Raw genomic sequence first — 26,054 nt, forward strand, 5'->3', positions numbered from 1 at the left:
GCTTAGGCAGATCGGCAATTTTTTGCTACCATTTGCGCTTTAAAATATTTGCGATTTCTTACTGCATATGACTTCATCTTATCAGCAACAACTTGAAGCCAAAATTGAACGCATCAGCGCTCAGTTTGCCGAATATCAACCACCTGCTTTAGAAGTATTCCAGTCTCCTGAAAAATATTTCCGCATGCGTGCTGAATTCCGGATCTGGCATACTGAAGATGATCTGTTTTATGCCATGTTCGAACGTGACGAAAACAACAATAAAAAAGTGATTCGTATTGATGAGTTTCCAATTGCAGACCGCAGTATTAATAACTTGATGCCGCAACTACTGGCAGCATTCAAGGCAGATGCCAATCTGGGTCATCGTTTATTTGAAGTCCATTTTCTGGCGACGTTAAGTGGTCAGGTTCTGGTATCCCTGATTTATCACCGCAAGCTGGATGAAAGCTGGGAACCTGCAGCAAAAGCACTGGCGGAAAAACTGAATATTAAACTGATTGGCCGAAGCCGTGGCCAGAAATTCGTCCTGACTGATGAATATGTGGTGGAAGAACTGTCTGTTTTTGATCGTCACTATAAATATAAGCAGATCGAAAGCAGCTTCACCCAGCCCAATGCACAAGTTTGTCAAAAAATGCTGGAATGGGCATGTGATGCAGCGGAACAATCAGATAAAGATTTGCTGGAACTCTACTGTGGCAATGGGAACTTTACCCTGCCGCTTTCGACCAAATTCCGCCGTGTTTTGGCCACTGAATTAGCCAAATCTTCAGTTTATGCAGCTGAGTGGAATATTGAGCAGAACCAGATTGAAAATATTCAGGTTGCGCGTCTGTCTGCCGAAGAATTCACTCAAGCCTATAATGGCGAACGTGTTTTCCGTCGTTTGCAGGAAGCACAAATTGACATTTCGACTTATGATTTTGATACGGTATTTGTCGATCCACCGCGTGCTGGTATTGATGATGAAACGCTGAAACTGTTACAGCGTTTCCAGCGTATTATTTACATTTCTTGTAATCCAGATACCTTATATGACAATCTGAAACAGTTGTCTCAAACGCATAGAATCAGCAAGTTCGCCATGTTTGACCAGTTCCCGTATACACATCATGTTGAAACGGGTGTATTGTTGGAAAAAGTATAAAGAATTTGTTTCAATTTATTATATTGTTACAAAAATGGAGCTTTTTGAAGCTCCATTTTTTATACTATAAATCATGTATTTAATAATAAATATTGACTTGTACAGCAAGAAATATCGTTAGACCTTTAGGCTTCAATCGGAAATTTTCTAGCCTGACTGCTGCTTTTATCACATAGGTCCTATTGCTTTATTTATTTAATTGGCTATATTTCACTCTATGTTAGGTTGTTGTATGAAGGCTCTATGAGTTTTTGGCAAAAGTTGTTTTCTAATGAACAACACAATGAACACAAGAATCAAATTGCTTGTGTTGAAAATGATTGCTCTTGCAAGACAAATGAACAGCTTCTTGAAGCACTTTCTAAAGCTACTGATGAAGAAATCATCATCGGAATTAAAAAGGTTCTTGTATCTCGCGGCTATAGCCGCAAAGAACTGAATGAACTTCAGCACTTGCCATTGCAGTAATCGGCCAAGGTTACAGCCGTATAAAGAAAGCACTTGCGTAGTCAGGTGCTTTTTTATGCTTGAAAGTTTAGTTTAAGGGTTTGGTCTTCTCTATTTCAGCATAGTTTATTAACTTCAACTTTAAAAGCTTCAGGGATCAGGCAGGAAAACTCTAAACAACTCATTTGATCCCCTTTGATTTGAAGAAATGTTAAGGCTTGCTTAGGCTATTTAAAACCTTTATCAGAAGAATATGTTCTAAATTCTGCTTTCTTTAAATCCCTTTAAATTTGGCTTAATAACTCTTCAATTCTGATCTGAAACTCAGGCAAGGCATCGATTAATTTAGCAAAACACAGTACACTTCCTATTAAACGACAATGCTTTTTAAATGGCTTAATTCTGATATGCAACAGACTAAACGGTTTCCCATAGGCGCACACCTTATGGTTAAACATTTCGGTTATACCCATCATGGGATTTACGCCGGACGTGGTCGTGTCATTCATTATTCCGGCTTTGCGCATTTATTCAAGAAACGCCCCATTGAAATCACCTCGATTGAAAAATTCAGTCATGGCAAACCGATTCATATGCAGCATTATGACTCAGTAAAATATAAAGGTCGTAAAGTGGTGCGCCGCATGCGATCCAGAATGCATGAAAATAACTATCATTTGATTATTAATAATTGCGAACATTTGTGTACCTGGGCCATTACCGGCGTAGAAAGCAGCCCGCAAGTGATTTATATGATGAATCGTCTGACCACGATTGGTTATATCAGCTCGATGATGAGTTTTATGAACAGCATGTTCCTGACCCTGACCACCACCAGTTTCGCATTGGCGCTGTACATCAAGAAGAAGCTCAGAGATAAAGCCAATCTGCGTTTGCAACAATACCGTGAATTGCAAGATCAGGCTAAAACTAAAGTGTCAGACCTGACCAATCTTAAACATCGTTAATTTAAAGCTCAGCCTGCCGATGATTTTTTGTGAGCAAGAAATTTTAAGTTCGTGTTTACATTTTGAAGATTCAGATAAGGAATCAGGTTAAATAGCCTTTTCTGGCTTGAATCGCCTCAGGTAGTGCTTTACCTAAAGAGCTTAGAGTTTCCCGCTCTACTAGTCGTACAATTGAATCTAGCGGCAGATCGTTGTCCTGTAGGCCAAAGGGTTCTTCCAGCTCCGCACTGAGCTCGTCCAGCCCGAGTAGCATATAACCAATCAATCCCACTAAAATTGGTGTCCACAGTCCCAAATTCGCCTGCAAACTGAAAGGCAGGATAAAGCAAAAAGAATAAACCGCACGATGCAACAGCACCGAATAAGAAAATGGCAATGGCGTTGACAAAATCCGGTCACAACCAGCCTGAATATCTCCCAAAGCCACAGTGTGCTGATTCAGGTTGTTATAAATAATATCGCTGATCTTACCCTGCTTATATTGCTGCACCAGCTCTTTTTGCATCTGTTCCAGCACCCATTGTGAAGGATTGATTTGCATGGACAATTGCTCAAATGATTTAGGTTCAAAACCGGTAGTCGCCTGATAATCCTGAATACTGGGCGTTTGCTGTCTCAACCGGTCACGTAACAAATGGGTAAACAGCATCATGCGATACAGCAACATTTCACGGGTTTGATTATCTAGCACATGGCTGTCGCGGCATAAATGACGCGTGGTTGCAATCAACGCACCCCAAAGCTTACGACCTTCCCACCAGCGATCATAGCAGGCTGTATTTCTAAAACTTAAAAAAATCGAGAGAATGACACCAAAGATGGTAAAGCCAATTGCCGGGACAGCAGGAAGGCTCACGAAATGCGCCTGACTCAAATACACCAGCAAAGCGGAAATAAAAACCACCAAGATTAATGCGGGCAGCACCTTGGGCAGAATCGTTCCCTGCCAGGCAAACAGTAACCCCAAACTATTATTCTTATCACGCACAATCATGCAATTTTCCCTGCTGTATTGAAAAAGCCCAACCAGAGTTGGGCTTTTTACATTCTGACTTAAACCAGCTTATTTGCCTGGTTTAAAGCTGTCCTTAAGATCCAGAATACGGTTAAATACCGGTTTTTCGCTGGAATGATCATATTGATCTGCCACGAAATAACCTTCACGCTCAAACTGGAAACGATCCTCCGGCTGAGCTTGCGCTAATGCAGGCTCAATCACGGCCTGAACCACCTTCAATGATTCAGGGTTCAGGTTTGCCAAGAAGTCATCACCCACTTCTGGATCAGACTCCGTAAACAGACGGTCGTAAATACGCACTTCTGCAGGAACGCCTTTTGTCGCAGATACCCAGTGAATCACACCTTTGACCTTACGACCTTCAGGATTTTTACCCAAAGTTTCAGGATCAATCGAACATTTCAGCTCAACCACTTCGCCATTTTCATCTTTAATGACTTCGTCGCATTTGATCACATAGGCATGACGTAAACGGACTTCACCACCTGGAATCAAACGTTTAAAGCCTTTTGGTGGCTCTTCTTCAAAGTCTTTACGGTCAATATACAGCTCAGTCGTCAATGGAATAACGCGCTCGCCCATATCGACATTCGGATGACGTGAATGGGTCAGGTCCATATCGGCTGGCAAGTTGGTTAAAGTCACTTTTAATGGATTTAACACTGCCATACCACGAGCTGCGGTATTTTCCAGAGACTGGCGAATACAGTATTCCAGCATGGCTACATCGACGATACTGCCATCAACCTTCGACACACCGACACGTTGACAGAAATCACGTAGACCTTCAGGTGTGAAACCACGACGACGCATACCCACTACAGTTGGCATACGTGGATCATCCCAACCATTTACATGACCACCTTCAACCAGCTTACGCAATTTGCGTTTTGAGGTGATGGTATAGTCCACATTCAAACGGCTCGATTCATACTGACGTGGCACGGATGGTGATTTAACTTTTGCCACCACCCAGTCATAGAACGGACGGTGATCCTGGAATTCCAAAGTACACAGTGAATGCGTAATGCCTTCAATCGCATCAGAAAGTGGATGCGCATAGTCATACATTGGATAAATTTTCCATTTATCGCCAGTCTGATGATGCGCTGAATGCAGGATACGGTACAAAATCGGATCACGCATATGCACGTTCGGTGACGTCATATCGATCTTGGCACGTAATACAGCCTGACCTTCTGCATATTCACCGCTGCGCATTTTCTCAAAACGCTCCAGGTTTTCTGCAACCGTTGCATCGCGTTGTGGCGAGTTTTTACCTGGCTCAACGAAATTACCACGGTTTAAACGGATCTCTTCAGGGCTTTGCAAATCCACATAGGCATCGCCCTGCTCAATCAGCTGAACTGCCCAGGTATAAAGTCGATCGAAATAGCTTGATGCATAACGCGGCTCACCTTCCCACTGGAAACCCAGCCATTTCACGTCATTGGCAATACCATCCACATATTCCTGTTCTTCGGCATCCGGATTGGTATCATCAAAACGCAGGTTACACACACCTTTAAATTCTTCAGCAATTCCGAAGTTCAAGCAAATTGCTTTCACATGGCCAATATGTAAATAGCCATTCGGCTCAGGCGGAAAACGCGTCACCACCTGTTGAACGCGACCAGCGGCTAAATCATCGGTAATGACCTGACGTACAAAGTCCAAGCCTGGTTGTTGTTCTTGCTGCTGCACTGAATCGACTGCATTGTTCTTTTGGGTCGGGTTCTCGGGCAGAGATGTCACAACATCATTTGGCTTCATGATCAATCATTCACTTCTAAAGTTAAAAAGGGATTAACGAATATTTCATCGTACAAGCTGTACGTATATTCATTATCAAAGTTCCTTAGTTTAACTATAGGTGATTAATCTCTCAACCGCTAACTACGGTATTTGATTTCAATTCACTCATTTTAAAAAGTGAAAATACAGTAAGCTGCCCAAAACTAAAATATCAACGCTTTACGGAATCAGAAAATGATTCAATTCGTGCCTGTCGGGAATATAACGCCCTGTCTGGCAGTATTTGAAATGCCTTGATAAATCAACGTATAAATAAGGTATTATTTTTATGCTTTTAACAAAGAAAATAATGTTTTTACTTGCCTTGTCGATTGTAGTTTGCTTATGCTTCACTCATTCAGAAAAAACCATGGCACTCGTCCATGATCAGGAGATTACACAATGAGTTTTCCTCAAGTCGAATTAAACACCAATAAAGGTCGTATTGTTCTAGAACTCAATGCTGAAAAAGCACCTAAAACCGTAGCTAACTTTTTAGAATACGTACGTGACGGTTTTTATGACGGCGTAATTTTCCACCGTGTTATTGATGGTTTCATGATCCAAGGCGGCGGCATGGATGAAAACTTCAAAGAAAAAGCAACACGTGATGCGATCGAAAACGAAGCAGACAACGGCTTGACCAATGACGAAGGTACGATTGCAATGGCGCGTACTCAAGCACCGCACTCTGCTTCTGCTCAGTTCTTCATTAACGTGAAAAACAACTCATTCCTTAACCACTCTGGCAAAACTGCTCAAGGTTGGGGTTATGCCGTATTTGGTAAAGTCGTTGAAGGTATGGACGTTGTGAACGAAATCAAAAACGTACGTACTGGCAACCGTGGCTACCACGCTGACGTTCCTCTAGAAAATGTAGTAATCGAATCTGCAAAAATCATTTCTGAATAAAAAACGTCCTCTCCGTTCTTTATGAGTTTTAAAGCGATGCTTTAAAACGGTGTAATGGAAAATCCCTCATATGAATGAGGGATCTAGAGAGGAATAAAAGGAAAAGATTCGTGATCTATCTGTTTATCTCAGATTTACATTTGTCACCTGATCACCCTCGACTTGTTCGGGGGTTTTTAGATTTATTAACTGAGTATCAAGATCAAAATACCCAACTGTATATTTTGGGTGACTGGTTCAATGCCTGGATTGGTGATGATTATAAGTCTCCGTGGCTGGACGAGATTGTCACTGCATTAAAACAGTTTACTCAGGCTGGGAATCAAGTCTATTTTCAGGCCGGCAACCGGGATTTTGTCTTAGGAAGTAAATTTTTAGCTCGATTTGGCGGGCAGCTTCTTCCCGAAATCGATCAGCTAATCATTGCCGGAACACATTTTCGCCTGGAACATGGCGATGCCCTATGTACCGATGACGTCTCCTATCAGCGTTTTAAAAAGATTATTCGTCATCCCTGGCTACTTGGCTTCTTAAGAAAAACCCCTCTCTCATTTCGAACCAGACTAGCCAACCGCTTTCGTCAACAAAGCCATCAGGCACAACAGTTTAAAAGCTATGAAGTGATGGACGTCAACCCACATGCAGTTGAGCTGGCATTACAGGATGTAGATGTACTGATCCATGGTCATACGCATCGCGCAGCCATTCATCAGTTAGCCCAGAAAAGAAGAATTGTACTAGGCGACTGGAAAGAAGACAGTGCAGAGATTCTGGAAATTCAGGAAGATCAAAGTTTTGATACCCTGAAACTAAAAAAGTGGCGATATTAATCAGCCACTTTTTACGATATTGATCTGCTTAACACAGACGATAAAGCTGGTTTACCCCAGTATAGAAACTTTTACCATCGAGATTGAACTGAAATTCCTCACCCGTTGGCAATTGAATCATTTTACCGACCTCAACCCAGATAAAACCGTCCATTGTATTTTGCTTGCGCTTTAATGGAACCAGTTTCACGTTAATTTCATTGCCATCAGCGGCAGTGGCAATATGCCATTCATTGATTTTGATCAAAATATTTACTCACACGATATGAGCTTTTTGTGACTATATGGAGAGAGATTAATAACAACCTAGTTTACATAATAGTTCTATGGTTAGTAGATCTTATTTGAGTTCAAATACTTGAACTAAAAAGTACATCACAATCAGCTTAAAATAATAATAGAAGCAAGAACAGTACTTGCTTGAAGTGCAACCAGTGTAAGCTATTTATCCAGCAAAAGCAAAATTACATTGTAATGACAATAGAATGGGATTTTTAAGAACTTTTTTCATGCTTTGTTAATTATTAGGCTTTTGATTTTTATGATCTAAAATTCATTTTAACGTTACTTCATTTCCGTTGATAAACAAAACCTGTCTTTAAATACCTTAAAATCAATATTAGAGACATGAAACTCAGCCCGAGGTACAGCAAGTTCCACTCTCCCGTCTTTTGATAATTTAGGATCAAGAGAATAGCATTTAACGCTACAAACAGTACGTGAATCATAAAAAAGGCTTGTTGCACTCGTCTAGTTTTTTGCTGACGTTGGTTCTCTAAGATGTTCTGCTGTTCTTGTAAAAATTGTTCTGCATCTTGAAGGTTCATTATGATTTTCTTATGGCTGAATGAATAGCTCATCTAAAGAATTTCCGGTTAAAAATAAACTAAAAATCTAAGCAAGCTATTCATTCAGAATCTCTTGTTGATTAATAACCGCTAGTCGGATTAATCACATTGATATCCTTTTTATATTTCCCCAATAGATCACGCAAGGAATTCATCAAAACACTGGTATCTACGCCCACTGCTACAAACTCAGTGCCAAGTTCGATATATTTTTGCGTCACTTCATGCTGGGTTGACAGAATTCCTGCAGCTTTGCCTGCAGAACGAATCCGCTGGATTGCATCAATTACAGCTTTTTGTACTTCAGGATGATTCGGATCACCTTGATAACCCATAGTGGCAGATAGATCAACGGCGCCAATAAACACGCCATCAATCCCGTCGATCTGAAGAATAGCATCCAGATTTTCAAGTCCTGTGACCGATTCAATCTGGATTAATAAACAGATTTCTTCATGTGCCGTCTGATAATAATTTGGAATGCTGTTCCAGCGGGTGGCACGTGCCAGTGCAGCACCAACGCCACGAATTCCTTCAGGCGGATAACGGACTGCCCTGACCATGAGTTCGGCCTGTTCCACGGTTTCTACCATCGGAATCAACAGCGTTTGTGCACCGATATCAAGGAGTTGCTTGATCAGTTGTACGCTACCAATGGGTGGTCGTACCACTGCTTGCGAGGGATAAGCAGCAATACTTTGCAGTTGCGACAAAGTCGTTCTCAAATCACTGGGTGCATGCTCACCATCAATCAGCAGCCAGTCATAACCTGCATTTGCCGCAATCTCGGTTCCATAGGCATCTGCCAATCCAATCCATAAGCCGATTTGCTGCTGGGTTTTCAGTTTGTGTTTAAAGTAATTGGTCACTTGCATCCGCTAACCTATTTGCATGTTGCTGGCGATGCCTCTTATTAAACGCTTCTCGCTTAAAAGTGCCAATAGACAAAAACTGGATTTTAATCTGATTTAACTCTAAGTTTTGCTTGAATCCAGCTCAAGATCATCTCAAAACAGGCTTTGCCTGATGCTTTTTTATTGTAATAATCAGGGGATGTGAAAAATGTATATATTTAAAACTTCTACTCGCTGTTTATTTAAAAAGATTGGAGTCCATTGATGGATTTACTCAAGATCACACAGACCCGCTATACCACTAAAGCCTATGATCCTAGCAAGAAAATCCCGGCAGAACAGTTTGAACGCTTATTAGAAATTTTGCGTCTGGCACCCTCTTCAATCAATATTCAGCCTTGGCATTTTTTTATTGCCGATCATGAGGCAGCCAAACAGCGCATTGCCAAAGCCTTGGTCGGTACTTATGCCTACAATGCACCCAAAGTTCTGGATTCATCCCATACCATTTTATTCTGCACCAAAGCCGATATTAATGAGTTGCATCTGGAAAACTTATTGAACCGCGATGATCTCAGTGGCCGATTTAAAGATGAATCCGCCAAGGAAGGTCAGAAAAACACCCGTGCAGGTTATATTCATTATTATCGTAATGAAAAAGGTGATATTCAGCGTTGGGCTGAAAACCAGACCTTTATTGCACTCGGTCAAATGCTCTTGGCTGCCGGAATTGAAGGGGTTGATGCCACCCCGATTGGCGGATTTGACGAAGAGATGATTAGTGAAGAATTACAACTCGCAGAACAGGGCTTGATCCCCTCTGTATTGCTGACTTTAGGCTATCGCAGTGAAAACGACTTCAATGCCAAACTGCCTAAATCACGTCTTGCCGCTGAAGATATTTTCACCAAACTGTAAGGAATTTGTGCTATAAAAGGGGTCAAGCGCCCCTTTCCATATCAATTCGGGCCTATTTTTTGCTTTATTTAATTTACCATCTAATAGAATAACAATAGAGGTCATCTATGTCGCTCCTTACATCCAAATCCCTGAAATTTGAATGCCATCATTGCGATAAAATTTATCTCCAGCACTATAAAGATCAGCAGCATCGTTATCCGCATTGTCCAGACTGCCAACAGACCGGTTTATTGCTTGGACTGGCCGAAGCAGGCGACCTGCTCCGACATCCGATTGAATTTGCATCTTCTTATGTCAAACAGACATTGCATAAGCTAGGCAAATCACACTAGTCAAGCCTAGCAGCAATCCTAGAGTACTTGCAGGTTTGAGCCGCTCTTTAAAGAATACCAGACCTGCTATCACACCAAATACCACCACCAGAATATTCATGCCGGCAAAGACGATCGCCGGTGAATCCTTGAGCAGCATATGGGCTTTGACATAGAACGCAATATTGGCAAAATTCAGGATACCCAATAACAGACCAGCGCCGATATTCTGCATCGAGCCCAAGCTTTTATATTTGAGTAACAGATAGCCCATCGAAATGATCAGAGCGCAAACAAACATCAGATTCAGCGCCACCGCGAATTGCAGGCCAAGACTGGTTGTATATTTCAACAATACATCTATCAGTGCATAACCGACCCAGACCAAGCCCAGATATAACATTCCCTGACTGCCCTGTCCTGTACTTTGTCGATGTGAAAACAGGATGCACAGCACTGCGCCAATACCTAAAGCGATCCCGAGTATTTTCAGCTGATTAAACTGTTCCTGAAAAATGAAATAGGCTGCAGCCAGTGACAAAACTACCGAGAGTCGCTGGGCAATTTCGGTTTTTAAAATCCCAGCCGTTTGCAAAGCCTTGGCCAGAAACAAGAATACGCTCGGAAGCAAAATACCCAGAGCCAGAATAAGCAACCAAGGCGTCTGAGACATTGAAATATGTTGAATATCAGGCTTGAACCAGAAAAAACACAAGAGGCTGGCTGTCATATAGTTCCAGCTAATCATGTGTATCGGACTCAAGCCCTTATTTTTGGCGACTTTTAATAATATTGAGACCGCAACGCTGCATAGCGCTGCTGCGAAAATCAGTTCCATATGCTGCTCTTATTCTTGATATTTATGAGTCTACAAAAAAGCCCACATTTGCAGTGGGCTTTTTTTATAAATGATTCACTGGGAATTATTTATAGTGTGACACCATTTTCTCTAAAGAAATTGGGCGAATCTTGTCTGCATTACCTGCAGTACCAAAAGCTTCGTAACGATCGATACAAATTTGCTTCATTGCGTCTACAGTTGCGCTGAAGAATTTACGAGGATCGAATTCGCTTGGTTTTTCTGCCATCATACGACGCATTGCACCGGTAGATGCCAAACGCAAGTCAGTATCGATGTTAATCTTGCGCACGCCGTGTTTGATCGCTTCAACCAGCTGTTCAACCGGAACACCGTAAGTTTCCTTGATGTCGCCGCCATACTGGTTAATCACTGCCAACCATTCTTGTGGCACAGAGCTTGAACCGTGCATGACAAGATGTGTGTTTGGAAGTGCTGCGTGAATTTCTTTAATGCGGTCAATCGCAAGAATATCACCTGTAGGTGGACGCGTGAACTTGTACGCACCGTGTGAAGTACCTACTGCAATTGCAAGCGCATCAACATTGGTATCAGCAACGAAGCTACGCGCTTCTTCAACTGAAGTCAGGAGTTGAGAATGATCCAGTACGCCTTCTGCGCCTACGCCATCTTCTTCACCCGCCATACCTGTTTCAAGGCTACCCAAACAACCGATTTCACCTTCAACAGATACGCCACACGCATGTGCCATTTGAACTGTACGGCGAGTCACATCAACGTTATATTCATATGAAGTTGGTGTTTTACCGTCTTCACCGAGTGAACCGTCCATCATTACTGATGAAAAGCCTAACTGGATTGAACGTTGGCAAATATCAGGGCTGGTACCGTGGTCTTGATGCATTACCACTGGAATATGTGGCCATTCTTCAATTGCAGCCAAAATTAGGTGACGCAAGAACGGAGCGCCTGCATATTTACGCGCACCCGCAGATGCTTGTACGATAACAGGTGAATTGGTTGCATCTGCTGCAAGCATAATTGCACGCATTTGTTCTAAGTTGTTTACGTTAAATGCTGGTACGCCGTAAGCATGTTCGCCGGCGTGATCCAAGAGCTGGCGCAATGAAATAAGAGCCATAATATCCTCCCAGTGAATGCCACATATTCTACATGTTCAAAGGTTTCAATTCAGCAACAAATAACACTATTTAAAAAAAATCCCTGCATTTGCAGGGATTTTGTGTCACATCAGTCAGATTAAGGTGCTACAGGCTCTGAAGTCGCAGCAACCGACTCGTCTGCAGTCGCTTCATCTGCTGGTGCATTGGCAACTTCAGCTGGAATATCGGTATTTTTTTCATCTAAAATTGGCTGGTCAATGGCATCAATGGCAGCTTGCTGTTCTGGAGTCACCGTCTGATCTGCCACTGCTGCCGAGCTTTCTGCTTCAGCTTCTGGTGCACTTTCCTGTTTTGCACACGCAGTTAATGCCAGAGATGCTGCTAATAATACTGCAATAGTTAACTGTTTTTTCATCACGTATTCTCATCATTTGGTGATTTAATGACTGCATCTTATGACAGATTTATTGCATTTTAATGACCAAGCCATGAAGGGTAAGTTTGCACTGTCAAAAAAATGACATAAAAAAAGCTGGCACTTTGCCAGCTTTTTAGCTTAGGACATGCAATTAAGCACGTTCTAATAGCACTGCAACAGCAGGAAGGGTTTTACCTTCAACGAATTCAAGGAATGCACCACCACCCGTCGAGATATAGCCAATCTTGTCAGCCACTTCGTACTTGTCGATCGCAGCAAGCGTGTCACCACCACCCGCGATCGAGAAACCTTCCGATTCAGCAATCGCTAAAGATAAAGTTTTAGTCCCTTCACCGAATTGATCTACTTCAAATACGCCTACCGGGCCATTCCAAAGAATGGTTTTAGAGGTTTTCAGGATTTCTGCAAATGCTTTCGCAGTTTCCGGACCAACATCTAGAATCATGTCGTTATCAGCAACATCTGCAACGTTTTTCACCGTTGCTTTTGCAGCAGCCAATGAACCCAGGAAGTCTTCAAAGTTAATTTCAGAGGCATCTGCAACCACAACGTCAGTAGGAAGTGGAACTGCTACTTTTGCAGCAATGGCTTTTGCCGTATCGATCAGATCCTTTTCACACAATGATTTGCCCACGTTATAACCGGCCGCAGCAAGGAACGTGTTGGCAATACCACCACCGACGATCAATTGATCACAAATGTCAGAAAGTGAGGTTAAAACGTCCAGCTTGGTAGAGACTTTAGAACCTGCAACAATCGCCACCATTGGCTTTTCAGGGGTTTGCAGTGCACGACCAAGCGCATCAAGTTCAGCTGCCAGTAAAGGACCTGCAGCTGCAACTTTAGCCAGACGCGCTACGCCTTCAGTAGATGCTTCTGCACGGTGTGCTGTACCAAAGGCATCCATCACGAATACATCACACAATGCTGCATATTTTGCTGCAAGTTCAGGATTGTTTTTCTTCTCGCCGACGTTAAAACGGCAATTTTCCAGTAGAACTACCTGACCTGGCTGAACATCAACGCCATCTAAATAGTCAGTAAACAGTTTCACTTCTTGGCCCAAAGCTTCAGTCAAGTAAGCCGCTACAGGAGCAAGTGACTGTTCAGCTTTAGGCTCACCTTCAACCGGACGACCCAGATGAGAATACACCATGACTGCAGCGCCTTTTTCTAGTGCTGCTTTAATCGTTGGCAATGCTGCACGAAGACGCGCATCGCTGGTGATCACACCATTTTTAACAGGAACGTTTAAATCTTCACGGATCAGAACACGTTTACCTGCTAAATCGAGGTCAGTCATACGCTGAAAGTTCATGTAGAGCTCACTTTATAGATATTAAAACCAGGCGATTTTAAATGATTATGCAGAAAAAGGTTAGCATCTTTTGCAGAAAACATTATGAATGCCAAAGTTTTGTTATGATAGAAAAAAGCCTCTTTTAGATTCAGTCCCTATGTCGATACATCCTGATCCAAATCTTAACCGTTTGAACGTGTTAGGTGAGCCTTTGTCCAGCTGTTGCTTCGATCCGATTACCGGATATTTCCGCAATGGCTTTTGCCATACTGCGACCACCGATCTGGGCCAGCATACGGTTTGCGCGCAAATGACCTCAGAATTTCTGAATTTTTCTCAAAAAGTCGGTAATGACCTGATTACGCCTTTGCCCGAACTGGATTTCCCGGGCCTGCAACCTGGCGATTTCTGGTGTATCTGCGTAACGCGCTGGGTCGAAGCCTATGAAGCGGGTCAAGCTCCACCGATCAAGCTACAAGCCTGTCACAAAGCTGTTCTGGCGTATGTACCGTTAAATATTCTTGAGGAATATGCTGTCTAATGAATTCTGCACAGATTATCTTGGCATCGTCCAGTCAAACCCGCAAAGCGCTGATGGATCGTCTGCATATTAATTATATTTCCATGGTACCGGATATTGATGAATCTCCTCGCGGGGAAAATCACGCAGATGATCTGGCACAACGACTGGCTTTTGAGAAAGCCAGATATATTGCTGAACAAAATCCAGAAGCGATTGTGATCGGCTCAGATCAGGTGGCATGGCGTGAAGGTGCGCCGGATATTTTTATTGGTAAACCGTTAACGACTGAAAAGGCCATTCGCCAGCTACAAGCCAACTCGGACAAGATTGTCTATTTTAGTACTGCGCTCAGTGTGCAGCAGCTATCGACCGGTTTTGAACAAAGTCTGGTTGAACACTATAAAGTCAAGTTCCGCAAACTGTCTCAGGTCGAAATCGAGCGTTATGTCGAAATTGAACAACCTTTGCATTGTGCAGGCAGTTTCAAATGTGAAAGCCTCGGTATCAGCTTGTTTGAAGAAATGATCGGACAAGATCAGACCACGCTGATGGGCATGCCAATGATCAAGCTCTGTCATATTCTTCGTGAATTAAAAATTTTGGTTCCTTAATCTCCCATTTAAATTCAGGCTGTAATCTATGTCTCAACCTTTAGACGTATTAGGCGGTATTACCGCTGAACAATTCCTTAGCGAATACTGGCAAAAGAAACCTTTACTGGTGCGTAATGCAATGCCTGAAATCGCCAGTTTGCTTGAACCCAATGATGTGATGGAACTTGCGCTTGAAGAACATGTCACTGCCCGTCTCATCAAGCAGAAAGATCGTGATCCGAATCAATGGAGCGTGAAATCTTCACCTTTGCTCAAAGCAGATTTCCAGAAAATGCCCAAGCTCTGGACGCTTTTGGTTCAGGCTGTAGATCACTATTCATTTGACCTGTCGGCACTTTGGAAAAAATTCCCATTTATTCCACAATGGCGTCGCGATGACATCATGGTGTCTTATGCACCGCAAGGCGGTTCAGTCGGCAAGCATTTCGATTTCTATGATGTGTTTCTGGTACAAGGCTATGGCCATCGTCGCTGGCAGCTTGGGCAAATGTGTGATACCGAAACTCCATTTGTTCCGGGTCAACCGCTTAAATTATTGCCTGAAATAGAAGTGAACTTTGATGAAGTGCTGGCACCTGGCGACTTGCTCTATGTGCCGCCTGGTCTGGCTCATTACGGCGTGGCTGAAGATGACTGCCTGACTTATTCATTCGGTTTCCGCATGCCAAATATCAGTGACATGATGGATCGTGTCGGGGATAAATTCTCTGAAAATGAAACGCTGCGTAACCCATTGCTGGATATCAACCGTGATCAAGTCGGTGCTATCGGTGAAGTGAGCAGCAATGAGCTGGAATATCTGAAAGAACACATCATGCAGCAACTGCATAATTCCAATGTTCTCGAAGATGCCATCATGAGCTTGATGTCCGAACCTAAATATCCTGAAAACCTGCCTGAAGCAGAAGAAATCGGTACAGGTGATCTGGAAGAAGCACTCGATCAGGGCTATAGCCTGATGCTCGAACCTGCGTCACGCCTGCTTTATACTGAAACGGACGGCGACGTTCTGTTCTGGGCAAATGGTGAGGGTGTGTGCATCTCTGAGACATTTACCGCAAAACTCAAACAGCTTGCAGATGGTGAAGCGCTGTTATTCGGTGAAGACTTCGCTGATGAAGAAATTCTGGAAGATGTTGCTGCATTATTAAATGAAGCCGTGTTGATGCTGGTTCCACCGCCAGAAGACGAGTAATCTTTCCACGGTTCTATTTAGGCAATAATTTTAAGAGGATCACATGATCCTCTTTTTTATTTTTAGAGTCTAGAATTCTAACTAATTAAGGCTGATACAGCTCTAATACAACACGAATCAGCGTATCTCCTTGTTCAGATTCAATCTGGAACAATCCTCCCATGCGCTCAACCCGCATTTTCATGCTGCGCATTCCAATACTCAGACCATTTTTTTGCACCATGTCAGCATCGAAACCGATGCCATTATCCTGAATGCTTAAAGTAAGCTGATGTGGCTGGGAATATTCCAGACTGACTTTTACCTGACTGGCCTGACTATGCTTAATGATATTGGTCAGACTTTCTTCGACTACTCGGATCAAGGTTAAACACTGTAATGCCGTCGGTTCACGCTGCCAGACTTTTGGAAATGACCATTCAACTACAATCCCCATTTCTTCCATCAGCTGGGTAAAACGATAACGTACCGGTGCGATCCAGAGTACCGGCGTTTGTGGGACTTTATTTTCAATAGATGAACCACTGTCAATGATTTGTCTGAGATCATCTCTGAGCAGTTTCAGCATGGAAAGAAACTGCTGTTTAGAAACTGTTTCGCTACTTTGATCCACCAGAATCATGGAACGGACAATAGACCCTCCCAACCCGTCATGCAGTTCATGTGACAGATTAATCCGCTCTTGCAGACGAACATTGGTCAGCTCCAATTGATGTTTATCGCTCAGGCTTTTATTCAGGTCAGCACTGACCTGCTGGACTTTACGTTCTAACTGGGTATTAAATTTTTCGATTTTCCTGACATTACGATTCAGGCGTGTGCCCATAATCAGCACGACAAACAAGGTAATAATTGGTGAGGTATAGGGAGATAAAGGTGAAAACTCATTGACCGTGGTTTGGTTCAACATGATCAGGTCAATGACTACACACAGCAGAATCCCCCAAAGACACAACGTCAGGAAGAGATATTCTCCATTTCGGGTTTTGATGGCCTGATAGCTGATATACACAGTACAACTAACAAAGAGCAATACATAGAAGATAAACACTCCACCTAGCACCTGCTCCAGATAATTCAAGGGACTGATCATCACCAGTAGGCTGGACAGAACGCTGACCAGAATAAATCCTCGCTCCAACTGCTTAAATTTCTGTTTTACAAAGCGGATCAGATACAGACAAAAACAATGGATATAGGCAATGAAAAAAAGCATATTGGCTTTAGCTGCCGAAATCGTGGAGTGAAATGGAAAATTTTCTGTAGTCAAGACATTGGAAATAAACAGAATCCACAACAGTGAACTGAGTGCCAGCCAGCCAAAAGTGGTTTCTGAACGCCGGAATAACCAGATAATGAAACAGATCAGCCCAATCGTGGCAGAGAAAATCATATTGATCTGGAATACGGTACGGCGATCCCAGATTTTTTCCAAATACTGCTGGCTATTCACCAACACATTATTAAACTGAATATTGCCCAGGCCCGCGCTTTGGAAACTGTAGCCATTTACATAAATCAGGATTTCATTACTGTCTTTACGCAAACCGCTAATCGGGAAAACCCAGTAACGCGGCATATTCCAGCTTTTCGACAAGGGCTCTTGCAAGTTCCGGTCAGACCAAAGCAAGTCACCATTCAGGAACACGGCACCTGCCGAATTAATATAATCAATAGAAAAGGCAACCGGTTCTGCAAGGCGGATGTTGTCCTGACATGACCAACGCCAGACAATCTTGTACCAGGCACCCCCATGATAATTCTTCCAGTTATTCTGCCAGTTATCCGGCAAACGTACGCTTTGCCAGCCTGATGTCGGCATCTCGGTAGGACCCTGAGCCTGAACCTTCTGAATATATTCGATCTTCACCTGACAAAGATCATTAATCTGAAAATGGTTTTGTGCCTGACTGATACTACAGAACAAGCAAAGCCAGCTGCACAGGACAAAAACACCGATCCATTTCAGTCGCTGCCGTTTGCTGCTTCTGGAACAGGCAGATGACATTACAGAATTCCCAGATGCCGTGCGGTACTGACCGCCTTGGTACGTTTACTGACCGAGAGTTTGCGGTAAATATGCTTGATATGACTTTCGACGGTATAGCGTGATACACAGAGCTGCTCGGCAATTTCACGATTACTCAGACCTTGCGCAACCAAGGACAGGATTTCCTGCTCCCGCTGTGTGAGCGTTTCCTGATCCGCAGCTGGCCTGTTCTGCTCTACTGTTAATGAAATGGCAGGAATAGAAATCTGTTTTAAAATTTCACGGGCAACAAAGGGATCAATCGGTGCACCGCCACGCAAAATACTGCGAATAGCCAAGGCGACTTCAACATCATCCCGTTCTTTCAGCACATAACCGGTTGCACCGGCCTGAATTGCGCTAAACAGGCTATCTTGGGTACTCCAGGCAGACACCACCAGAATCAACGCTTGTGCGTCCTGTTCGCGGATTTTTTCAATAATTGAAATCCCACTTCCATCCGGTAACCCTAAATCCACCAAGGCCAGTGCAATCGGCTGTTGTTGAATTATGGAATATGCTTCTTTAACCGTATTGGCAAATAGCAGAACGTCTTCGTTATACCCCAGATTGGTTAATATAATTTTTAAACGGCGCTGAATAACATATTCATCTTCAACGATTAATACAAGTACTGGCAAGACTGCCTCTGGTGCTGTCATAAGCACGCCCCTTATATTTATTGTTATGTCCCATTAAAGATTAAAATATAAACAAAAAAGCTCTAAAAATCATGATTTTTTTCATTTATTTATAAGTTTTGGTTTTATGCGCATAGAGACACATAATCTCTCTCACACTAAACACAGATAAAAAAATGCCATCTGTTGATAAGATGGCAGTTCTAGATAGAAAATCTTTGAAGTTACACAAGCTTCCTACTTTAAGCAGTACCGTATTGCTGTTTTAAATATTTCACAATCTCAGCCGATTCAAACATGCTCACCCCTGTATTTGGATCGACCAGATAAGGCAGCTGAATCGTATTTCCCATCATTTCAAACAACTGTTCACGCTTGCCACCCGCAAGCGGTTCATATTTCCCCGGCTTTAAACGTAACTTGGCTGGTCCATAATCTTGCCAACGTTCTTTGGCCACATTATGAAAAACAAACGGCACTTCTAGCTCTGAGAGAACACCACGTACTACCCGGACAAAAGGACTGGCTTCAAAACCCCATAATTCCAATAGCTGTTCCGGTGCCGGACGATTTAGCACCTGTTTATTAATCCAGACTCCGCGCGCACCATTGATAATCGTTCCAGCAAAAGCGGCGACTGGAATTTTCGGATAAGTTGCATATTTCTTTGGCGTTTTGCCACTTTTGCCATAATGCTTGAATAGATGGTGAATAATATCCTGCGACTCATACATCTGATCGCCTGTATTTTCATCCACCAAAAATGGAAAGCGGCTCTTGCCACCCAACTGTTTTACGACCGGACGATATTTTGTACCGCCCTTAGGGCACGGATAAACTTCATAATCCAGATTGAGTAAGGTCAGCACTTCACGCACCCGACGACAAAAAGGTGAACCTTCAAATTCATAGAGCTTAATTGATTTTTCAGGCTGATTCGGAAACGGCGTTCCGACCATGCCACGTCCCCCTTGGGCGACTGAAGAGGCTAAGGCTTGTGCGACTTTAATTTGATGACTCAACATAGTATTTTCCTATTTTTGTTTTATATTAATGAAAGACAGAATCTAGGCATCCTGTCTTTCAGGGTACAGATGAGTTTTGTTGTTATTCTTGCATGCAGAAATGCAGATTTCAGCCGATTAAGCCACTAAAGCTGTTTTAGACACCACAATACCATTATTGTCTGCATAGACATAATCGCCAGCATTAAACGTGACACCACAAAAGCAGAGAGAGATATCAACTTCACCCACACCCTTGCGGTTGCTCTTTTGCGGAATAGCCGCCAATGCATGCACACCAAGATCAAGTTCAGCAATCGCATCGACATCACGAACGCAACCGTAAATAATCACGCCATTCCAGTGATTTTTTACCGCTGATTCTGCAATCAGGTCACCCATCAAGGCACAGCGCATGGATGCACCGCCATCTACGACCAGGACCTTGCCTGTTCCATCTGTGGCCAACAACTCTTTCACCCGCGAGTTATCTTCAAAACATTTTACTGTCACAATCTGACCGCCAAAGGTTTTGCGCGCCCCATAACTCTTAAAAAATTTACCGTCCAGGCAAGGTGTCACCACCTGAAGCTCTAATTCTGGATGATCATCTAACAAGTCACAGGTAACAAATGCTGCTGTAGACACGGTGTTTTCTCCTCATTTCATTTTTTGTATGCGTAAATTATCATAAATTTCAAATTTTACCGTCTGAGTTAGCGCGGCCTCGACCATAGTATGAGCCACCTGATCGGCTGTCACTGGCTTATACGCAAAACTATCCGGAATAAAACGCGATACTTTGTGATAAACCTGCTGCGCGATATCTTCCAAAAAGCGCTGCTCTGGACGTTCACCAATGAGTAATGAAGGTCGAATCAGGCTGATTCTGTCCAAGGACAATGTTTGCACATATTCTTCTAGCTCACCTTTGACCCGATTATAGTAAAAATGCGATTGGGAATCGGCACCCATTGCGCTTAGCAAAAGATAATGGGCTGAGGTTTGCTGTAATAGCTCTGCAAAGTGAGCATTTATGGTATAGTCAATACTATAAAATGCCTGTTTGGATCCGGCTTTTTTCATGGTGCTGCCCAGGCAGCTAAAACCATGGCTATGCTTACTAACATCCTGATCATTCAACATCAGGAAATCTTCCAGTACCAGTTGTTGAACTTTATCCAAAGCATCCAGATCATTTTGATGTTTTCTGACCACTGCAGTAATCTGCTGGCAAGTCGGCTCATCTTGCAAACGTTTTATCAGTTGTTTTCCCACCAAGCCGGTGGCACCTATCACGATGGGATGAGTCAGTGATTTAGTCATTTTTTATACGATCTCCTAGGTGGAATACTAATCTAACGTTTTCTTTAGAATTTTTCTGCATCTAAAATGTTGTCAAAGCATGTCAAGACTTGACTTCGGTGCTTAGTTTAATCAAAATATGGCACTTGTTTACGGGCTGGTGATAATTCCTCTGATGTTGGTTTTCAGTTGAGTTTCAGCCCGCCCAGACCAATCTATTTCAAGGAGTGCACGAGTGGCAAACTCTGCTCAAGCTAAAAAACGTGCTCGTCAAAACGTTAAAGCACGCAAACACAACGCAAGCTTGCGTTCTATGGTTCGTACCTATCTTAAACGTACATTAGCTGCTATCAGCACTAATGACTATGCAGTTGCTACTGAAGCGTACAAATCGCTTGTTCCAGTAATCGACCGTATGGCTGACAAAGGCATCATCCATAAAAACAAAGCAGCTCGTCATAAGAGCCGCTTGAACGCGCAAGTTAAAGCACTAGCTTCTAACTAATCGCAAATGAAAAAAGCCCTTTTTAGGGCTTTTTTTGTGTCTGGAATTTGAAGAAACTAAAAAATATAATGACTCATTCAGAAAAATAATTTGTTTAGACAGCACTCATCCAGTCAATGCTATACTGTGAGATAAAAACCTGAATCTCCCTCTCTTTTAGATTATTGATCTTTATCCATAGAGGATGGCGAAGTGGTTTTATCCTGTTTCGTATTGTCAGTGTCCCGCTTTTGACATGCGGTTAAACCCAAAATCGCGATCAGGCTAAAAATTGTGATAACTTTCATAATTTTCCTCAAGATGAATATTTCTATATTTATTAAGCATAGATAATTTTTATACTTACATTATTGAATTTTCACCCTATAAATGTAAAAGGTGCAGTTTAAAATTTATTTTTATCGTTTTAGACTGACTTTTATTGAATGGTCAATATGAAAGGCCACACCATCTTCATAATTCCTAACTCCCCAACAAAAAACTCAACTGCTGCGAACAATTGAGTTTTAAAAGAATATTTTCATTTAAGAAAGTTGGGAACGTTTAAAATCAGCAATATCCAGTTCATGTACCTGACCGCGCCAGATCCATTTCAGCTTGGATTCTAAAAATACATCACCTTCAAACCAGACAAACAGACCTTCCATCATTTTTGGCCAGTCTTCCCGACTAACATCCTGACGCCCTGACATCACCGCAATCATCGCTGCCAAAATGGTATCGTGGCTGACGGCCAGACTCAATCCATATTTATTTTGTGGATGGGTGTTATAAATCAGTTCCAGCACATCCACCACGCCATGAATCGGCTGTTTCATCCCCGGCAAGGCATTATTGACAAAACTGTTGATAAAACCGAGTGCACCTTGCTTGGCAAAATAAGGTCCGGCTTTTTGAATATCCAGTACAAAGCTGCCAGGCTCTACCAGAAGCCCCTGTTCAATAATTTCAATACGATGGGTATTCTGCTCAGGGGTAACCGCATCTGCCCCTTCAATCATCAATGCAGCGGTATCAATACAACGCTGGATTGGACTTGAAATACAGTGATGAATCACGCGATCGGTTTGATCAGCCAGATAAGCGCCCCATTCCTGCGCCAGATCCCGCCCCTGACTGGTCAGTTGCAGATCATAGCCTGCCAAACCTTGACCCGGAACCTCCTCACGAATCGAATGCCGTGTGAATAAGGTGACAGGCGTCTGTACATCAGGCAATAAATCAATTGCACTCAACATACTCGGTGGAAGCAGTTTCAGGGACACGTTACAGCCAACTCTGGATTGGTAATAGGTTAAGCACCACTATAACACGCTCAGAATTTTGCTCAATGCTCGGCCTGCATGTCAGAAACCGCCTGCAATGCAATAATTTTCATATCATTATTCTTATAAGCAATGAATCCGCCATTCAGCAAAGTATCCCGATGATTATAAATAAATGGACGGCCTTCTAAATCGACCAGACCACCACCAATCCGTTCGAGCATACATTGACCAGCGCTGGTATCCCATTCCGAGGTCGGATGAAAACGTGGATAGATATCCACCTGATCTTCCAGCATCATGCAAAATTTATAAGCGCTGCCCGCTTTAAACTCTGTGTAGTCCGTGAGCTTGGCCAAACTTTGCAAATACTCCAGATATTTTGGTTTCTGCTGGCTACTTTGGCTCAATCCCACAGCAATCGTTTTAGTAGTTTCAAGCATTTCATAAGCAAACCATGTCATCTTTTGGATATCATATTTATAAGGCAAGCCCTGCTCAGGACAGAAATAAATCAGTTGCTGCTCCGGAACCGCCAATATGGCAAAAGTGGTCAAACTGCCTCTGACTAGACTCAAATTAATGGTAAATTCGGGGCGCTGGTGCAGAAATTCCTTGGTACCATCTAGCGGATCCAGTAACCAGAATTCTGACCATGAGCGGCGTTCATGTTCCTGTCCTTCTTCAGACAGTAAAGGCAAGCTGGAAATCTCTGCCAAAGCTTGGGTCAGATAAGTATTGACCCGAAAATCTGCCTGAGTCACCGGAGAATTATCATTTTTTTTGATGACATCAAAAGCCGCACCAGAACAATAACGCTGATATTCTTCTCGCAAAATTTCACAGGCTTGTGTCAAAATGGGCACAAACTGCAAAATCATTGGATCTTGTGGTGCTGCTGTTGCTTTAAACATAGAAAACCTAAATATGTCAAAATGCTCTGAAAAACCTACCATAATTTTCGATATGGATGGCACTTTACTTGATCTTGCCTACGACGATTTCATCTGGAACGAGTTATTGCCTGTGCGTTATGCTGCCACACATGGCTGTAGCCTGGAACACAGCCAGACGACACTCTATGCATTCTATCAGGAACATAATCATACCTTAAACTGGTACTCTTCACGCTTCTGGACGGCTAAAGTCGAAGTCGATGTTCTGGCGATGCAAATTGAACATAAAGATAAAGTCGCCTTGCGCCCTCATTGTCTCGAATTGCTCGATTATCTTAAAAATAATGGCTATCCAATCTGGCTGGCCACCAATGCTGACTGTGCGGGTCTAGCATTTAAACTGGATCATTTGAATTTAAGAGATTATTTCGATGTCATCGTCAGCTCAGAAACGATCGGACATGCCAAAGAATTTATCGAGTTCTGGCAAGGCCTGAATGAACTGCATCCATTTGATCCTGCACATGCTTATTTTATTGATGATACTGAAAAAGTCCTGAATGGGGCTCAAGCCTATGGCATTCAGAACCTGTTCAGCATCCAGCAGCCCTCTTCAGCCAAACTAGCACGTCAGACTTGTAATTACCCGATGCTGCACCAATTAACAGATTTAATCACTCATTTAAATCAGGCTGAGGTAGAAAAAAAATATGCGTAAATCGTCTTTACCCGAAGATGCGGTAGGCATGCGTATAGACAAATGGCTGTGGGCAGCACGGTTTTTTAAAACCCGCTCGATTGCCAAACATGCGATTGAAGGTGGCAAAGTCCATCACAATGGTGAACGTGTCAAGGTATCGCGCGAAGTCCGTGTTGGTATGGAACTGACGATTCAGCAAGGCATCGACAAAAAAACCGTGCTGGTTAAGGAACTTTCTGATGTTCGTGGACCTGCACCCGTGGCACAAAAACTGTATGAAGAGACCGAAGTCAGTATTGCGCGCCGGGAATTGATTACGTCACAAAGAAAGTTGCATAATCTAGCTCGTCCCGACCATCGTCCAAGCAAGAAAGATCGTCGTGACATCAGTAGATTTAAAAATGAAAATAGTCAGAATTTCGATCAGTCATGGTCCTATAATGACGAATAAATTTAAGCGTCAGAATATGTCGTACATGCGCTGACTTTTATAGAACACTAGGGAAAATTCTGTCACTATACACCTGTGGAACAAAGCTCTAATTTAAGACATCCACTTGAGTACTAACTTAGTGACATCGTATTGAGGTTGTAAGATGGATGAGAATAAAAACAAGGCGCTCAACGCTGCCTTAAGCCAGATTGAAAAACAGTTTGGTAAAAATACAGTTATGCGTCTTGGTGACAATACCGTTCAGGCAGTTGAAGCCGTGTCTACAGGTTCTTTAACGCTGGATATCGCACTCGGTATTGGTGGTTTACCTAAAGGTCGTATCGTCGAGATCTATGGTCCTGAATCTTCAGGTAAAACCACAATGACATTGCAAGCAATTGCAGAGTGTCAGAAAGCAGGCGGTACGTGTGCATTTATCGATGCGGAACACGCACTTGATCCTCAATATGCGCGCAAACTTGGCGTAGATATCGACAATCTGCTGGTATCGCAACCGGATCACGGTGAACAGGCACTTGAAATTGCAGACATGCTGGTACGTTCTGGCGCGATCGACATGATCGTTGTCGATTCTGTTGCTGCATTGACACCACGTGCCGAAATTGAAGGCGAAATGGGTGACTCGCATATGGGTCTGCAAGCCCGTTTGATGAGCCAGGCACTGCGTAAAATTACCGGTAATGCCAAACGCTCAAACTGTATGGTGATCTTCATTAACCAGATTCGTATGAAGATTGGCGTCATGTTTGGTAGCCCGGAAACCACAACCGGTGGTAATGCACTGAAATTCTATGCCTCTGTTCGCTTGGACATCCGTCGTATTGGCCAAGTGAAAGAAGGTGACGAGATTGTTGGTTCTGAAACCAAAGTCAAAGTCGTGAAAAACAAAATGGCGCCTCCGTTTAAAGAAGCTTTATTCCAGATTCTTTATGGCAAAGGTGTTAACCATCTAGGTGAATTGATCGACCTTGCTGTACAGCAAGAAATCGTGCAGAAAGCTGGTGCGTGGTATTCTTATCAAGGCGACAAAATTGGCCAGGGTAAGAACAACACCATCCGTTATCTGGAAGAGCATAAAGAAATGGCTCAGACGATTGAAAAACTGATTCGTGACCAGCTTCTGACTAAAGCAGTGGTTGTTGAAGAAGACGATAGCAAGGAAGAACCTGACTTTTTAGATGCATGAT

The 26,054-nt window shown here is 42.9% G+C and carries 30 protein-coding genes; 14 read left to right on the forward strand and 16 right to left on the reverse strand.

Annotated elements, in window-relative coordinates:
• Nucleotides 1-67: 67 nt before the first annotated feature.
• The 3 genes from trmA to ACP7BU_RS00795 all read left to right on the forward strand — a co-directional run bounded on the left by trmA (nt 68) and on the right by ACP7BU_RS00795 (nt 2,565).
• Nucleotides 68-1,150, forward strand: coding sequence for a tRNA (uridine(54)-C5)-methyltransferase TrmA (gene trmA / locus ACP7BU_RS00785; RefSeq protein WP_311203456.1), 1,083 nt, complete (start codon nt 68-70; stop codon nt 1,148-1,150).
• 243 nt (nt 1,151-1,393) lie between these two features.
• A complete protein-coding gene (locus tag ACP7BU_RS00790; RefSeq protein ID WP_034436106.1) occupies nt 1,394-1,618 on the forward strand; it encodes a hypothetical protein in 225 nt (74 codons plus the stop codon).
• A 386-nt stretch (nt 1,619-2,004) separates the two neighbouring features.
• The gene (locus ACP7BU_RS00795; RefSeq protein ID WP_425878268.1) at nt 2,005-2,565 is read left to right on the forward strand and encodes a lecithin retinol acyltransferase family protein; all 561 of its coding nucleotides are present in this window, start codon (nt 2,005-2,007) and stop codon (nt 2,563-2,565) included.
• Nucleotides 2,566-2,647: 82 nt separating this feature from the next.
• Here ACP7BU_RS00795 and ACP7BU_RS00800 read toward each other — a convergent pair whose 3' ends face one another.
• Together ACP7BU_RS00800 and ACP7BU_RS00805 are read right to left on the reverse strand one after the other, a co-directional pair.
• Nucleotides 2,648-3,559: a bestrophin family protein gene (locus ACP7BU_RS00800; RefSeq protein ID WP_425878266.1), complete on the reverse strand. Its 912-nt coding sequence runs from the start codon at nt 3,557-3,559 to the stop codon at nt 2,648-2,650.
• A gap of 69 nt (nt 3,560-3,628) precedes the next feature.
• Nucleotides 3,629-5,356: a glutamine--tRNA ligase/YqeY domain fusion protein gene (locus ACP7BU_RS00805; RefSeq protein ID WP_425878264.1), complete on the reverse strand. Its 1,728-nt coding sequence runs from the start codon at nt 5,354-5,356 to the stop codon at nt 3,629-3,631.
• A gap of 423 nt (nt 5,357-5,779) precedes the next feature.
• Here ACP7BU_RS00805 and ACP7BU_RS00810 point away from each other — a divergent pair, with 423 nt between their 5' ends.
• Both ACP7BU_RS00810 and ACP7BU_RS00815 read left to right on the forward strand, forming a co-directional pair.
• Entirely contained in the window at nt 5,780-6,289 is a 510-nt protein-coding gene (locus ACP7BU_RS00810) for a peptidylprolyl isomerase (protein ID WP_004279844.1), read from the forward strand.
• A 110-nt stretch (nt 6,290-6,399) separates the two neighbouring features.
• A complete protein-coding gene (locus tag ACP7BU_RS00815; RefSeq protein WP_425878262.1) occupies nt 6,400-7,119 on the forward strand; it encodes a UDP-2,3-diacylglucosamine diphosphatase in 720 nt (239 codons plus the stop codon).
• Nucleotides 7,120-7,147: 28 nt separating this feature from the next.
• On the opposite strand, the gene ACP7BU_RS00820 is transcribed toward ACP7BU_RS00815, so the two are convergent.
• The gene (locus tag ACP7BU_RS00820; protein WP_004279847.1) at nt 7,148-7,366 is read right to left on the reverse strand and encodes a hypothetical protein; all 219 of its coding nucleotides are present in this window, start codon (nt 7,364-7,366) and stop codon (nt 7,148-7,150) included.
• A 681-nt stretch (nt 7,367-8,047) separates the two neighbouring features.
• A complete protein-coding gene (gene hpaI, locus ACP7BU_RS00825; RefSeq protein WP_004279848.1) occupies nt 8,048-8,842 on the reverse strand; it encodes a 4-hydroxy-2-oxoheptanedioate aldolase in 795 nt (264 codons plus the stop codon).
• A 243-nt stretch (nt 8,843-9,085) separates the two neighbouring features.
• Between hpaI and nfsB the strand changes: the two genes are divergently transcribed.
• Together nfsB and ACP7BU_RS00835 are read left to right on the forward strand one after the other, a co-directional pair.
• A complete protein-coding gene (gene nfsB, locus ACP7BU_RS00830) occupies nt 9,086-9,739 on the forward strand; it encodes an oxygen-insensitive NAD(P)H nitroreductase (RefSeq protein ID WP_219309527.1) in 654 nt (217 codons plus the stop codon).
• Nucleotides 9,740-9,846: 107 nt separating this feature from the next.
• Nucleotides 9,847-10,074, forward strand: a complete 228-nt coding sequence (locus ACP7BU_RS00835) for a hypothetical protein (protein WP_425878259.1) — start codon at nt 9,847-9,849, stop codon at nt 10,072-10,074.
• On the opposite strand, the gene ACP7BU_RS00840 is transcribed toward ACP7BU_RS00835, so the two are convergent.
• The 4 genes from ACP7BU_RS00840 to ACP7BU_RS00855 form a co-directional block, all read right to left on the reverse strand.
• A complete protein-coding gene (locus ACP7BU_RS00840) occupies nt 10,037-10,891 on the reverse strand; it encodes an EamA family transporter (protein ID WP_425878257.1) in 855 nt (284 codons plus the stop codon). The genes ACP7BU_RS00835 and ACP7BU_RS00840 overlap by 38 nt on opposite strands.
• Before the next feature lie 85 nt (nt 10,892-10,976).
• A complete protein-coding gene (gene fba / locus ACP7BU_RS00845; protein WP_004279853.1) occupies nt 10,977-12,014 on the reverse strand; it encodes a class II fructose-bisphosphate aldolase in 1,038 nt (345 codons plus the stop codon).
• 119 nt (nt 12,015-12,133) lie between these two features.
• Nucleotides 12,134-12,412 (reverse strand): hypothetical protein, encoded by a 279-nt coding sequence (locus ACP7BU_RS00850; RefSeq protein WP_005107177.1) that lies wholly within the window; start codon nt 12,410-12,412, stop codon nt 12,134-12,136.
• Between the two features lie 154 nt (nt 12,413-12,566).
• Nucleotides 12,567-13,754 carry a phosphoglycerate kinase gene (locus tag ACP7BU_RS00855; RefSeq protein ID WP_004279856.1) on the reverse strand — a complete coding sequence of 396 codons (1,188 nt, stop codon included), beginning with the start codon at nt 13,752-13,754 and terminating at the stop codon, nt 12,567-12,569.
• A 139-nt stretch (nt 13,755-13,893) separates the two neighbouring features.
• On the opposite strand from ACP7BU_RS00855, the gene ACP7BU_RS00860 reads away from it, so the two are divergent.
• Genes ACP7BU_RS00860 through ACP7BU_RS00870 form a run of 3 tightly spaced genes read left to right on the forward strand, consistent with a single transcriptional unit; the run spans nt 13,894 to nt 16,068 of the window.
• Nucleotides 13,894-14,277 carry a DUF2237 family protein gene (locus tag ACP7BU_RS00860; protein ID WP_004279857.1) on the forward strand — a complete coding sequence of 128 codons (384 nt, stop codon included), beginning with the start codon at nt 13,894-13,896 and terminating at the stop codon, nt 14,275-14,277.
• On the forward strand, nt 14,277-14,870 hold the full coding sequence (locus ACP7BU_RS00865; protein ID WP_004279859.1) for a Maf family protein: 594 nt from the start codon (nt 14,277-14,279) through the stop codon (nt 14,868-14,870). Before ACP7BU_RS00860 ends, ACP7BU_RS00865 begins: the two co-directional genes overlap by 1 nt.
• Nucleotides 14,871-14,898: 28 nt before the next feature.
• Entirely contained in the window at nt 14,899-16,068 is a 1,170-nt protein-coding gene (locus ACP7BU_RS00870; protein WP_425878253.1) for a JmjC domain-containing protein, read from the forward strand.
• Nucleotides 16,069-16,153: 85 nt separating this feature from the next.
• Here the strand turns inward: ACP7BU_RS00870 and ACP7BU_RS00875 are convergent, their stop codons facing one another.
• The 5 genes from ACP7BU_RS00875 to ACP7BU_RS00895 form a co-directional block, all read right to left on the reverse strand.
• Nucleotides 16,154-18,076, reverse strand: coding sequence for a sensor histidine kinase (locus tag ACP7BU_RS00875; protein WP_425878251.1), 1,923 nt, complete (start codon nt 18,074-18,076; stop codon nt 16,154-16,156).
• Nucleotides 18,076-18,759, reverse strand: a complete 684-nt coding sequence (locus tag ACP7BU_RS00880) for a response regulator (RefSeq protein WP_425878249.1) — start codon at nt 18,757-18,759, stop codon at nt 18,076-18,078. Before ACP7BU_RS00880 ends, ACP7BU_RS00875 begins: the two co-directional genes overlap by 1 nt.
• A 221-nt stretch (nt 18,760-18,980) precedes the next feature.
• On the reverse strand, nt 18,981-19,763 hold the full coding sequence (locus ACP7BU_RS00885; protein ID WP_224215737.1) for a glutathione S-transferase N-terminal domain-containing protein: 783 nt from the start codon (nt 19,761-19,763) through the stop codon (nt 18,981-18,983).
• A 117-nt stretch (nt 19,764-19,880) separates the two neighbouring features.
• Nucleotides 19,881-20,390: a ribonuclease E activity regulator RraA gene (gene rraA / locus ACP7BU_RS00890; RefSeq protein ID WP_224215736.1), complete on the reverse strand. Its 510-nt coding sequence runs from the start codon at nt 20,388-20,390 to the stop codon at nt 19,881-19,883.
• Between the two features lie 12 nt (nt 20,391-20,402).
• Nucleotides 20,403-21,068 carry an NAD(P)H-binding protein gene (locus ACP7BU_RS00895; protein ID WP_100355031.1) on the reverse strand — a complete coding sequence of 222 codons (666 nt, stop codon included), beginning with the start codon at nt 21,066-21,068 and terminating at the stop codon, nt 20,403-20,405.
• A 214-nt stretch (nt 21,069-21,282) separates the two neighbouring features.
• Here ACP7BU_RS00895 and rpsT point away from each other — a divergent pair, with 214 nt between their 5' ends.
• On the forward strand, nt 21,283-21,552 hold the full coding sequence (gene rpsT / locus ACP7BU_RS00900) for a 30S ribosomal protein S20 (protein ID WP_004279868.1): 270 nt from the start codon (nt 21,283-21,285) through the stop codon (nt 21,550-21,552).
• Between the two features lie 161 nt (nt 21,553-21,713).
• Here rpsT and ACP7BU_RS00905 read toward each other — a convergent pair whose 3' ends face one another.
• From ACP7BU_RS00905 to ACP7BU_RS00915, 3 genes are all read right to left on the reverse strand, one after another.
• Nucleotides 21,714-21,839 carry a hypothetical protein gene (locus ACP7BU_RS00905; RefSeq protein WP_004646731.1) on the reverse strand — a complete coding sequence of 42 codons (126 nt, stop codon included), beginning with the start codon at nt 21,837-21,839 and terminating at the stop codon, nt 21,714-21,716.
• A gap of 237 nt (nt 21,840-22,076) precedes the next feature.
• Complete coding sequence (locus ACP7BU_RS00910; RefSeq protein ID WP_253147948.1) at nt 22,077-22,817, reverse strand: histidine phosphatase family protein; 741 nt, start codon at nt 22,815-22,817, stop codon at nt 22,077-22,079.
• Between the two features lie 62 nt (nt 22,818-22,879).
• Nucleotides 22,880-23,731, reverse strand: a complete 852-nt coding sequence (locus ACP7BU_RS00915) for a 3'(2'),5'-bisphosphate nucleotidase CysQ family protein (protein ID WP_425878245.1) — start codon at nt 23,729-23,731, stop codon at nt 22,880-22,882.
• A 13-nt stretch (nt 23,732-23,744) separates the two neighbouring features.
• Between ACP7BU_RS00915 and ACP7BU_RS00920 the strand changes: the two genes are divergently transcribed.
• The 3 genes from ACP7BU_RS00920 to recA all read left to right on the forward strand — a co-directional run bounded on the left by ACP7BU_RS00920 (nt 23,745) and on the right by recA (nt 26,053).
• On the forward strand, nt 23,745-24,431 hold the full coding sequence (locus ACP7BU_RS00920) for an HAD-IA family hydrolase (protein WP_425878243.1): 687 nt from the start codon (nt 23,745-23,747) through the stop codon (nt 24,429-24,431).
• Complete coding sequence (locus ACP7BU_RS00925; protein WP_005246619.1) at nt 24,424-24,864, forward strand: RNA-binding S4 domain-containing protein; 441 nt, start codon at nt 24,424-24,426, stop codon at nt 24,862-24,864. Before ACP7BU_RS00920 ends, ACP7BU_RS00925 begins: the two co-directional genes overlap by 8 nt.
• Before the next feature lie 145 nt (nt 24,865-25,009).
• The gene (recA, locus tag ACP7BU_RS00930; protein ID WP_004279873.1) at nt 25,010-26,053 is read left to right on the forward strand and encodes a recombinase RecA; all 1,044 of its coding nucleotides are present in this window, start codon (nt 25,010-25,012) and stop codon (nt 26,051-26,053) included.
• The last annotated feature ends 1 nt before the right edge of the window (nt 26,054 follow it).

This window comes from Acinetobacter sp. 40AMC3-4, assembly GCF_049898185.1.
Lineage (GTDB): Bacteria > Pseudomonadota > Gammaproteobacteria > Pseudomonadales > Moraxellaceae > Acinetobacter.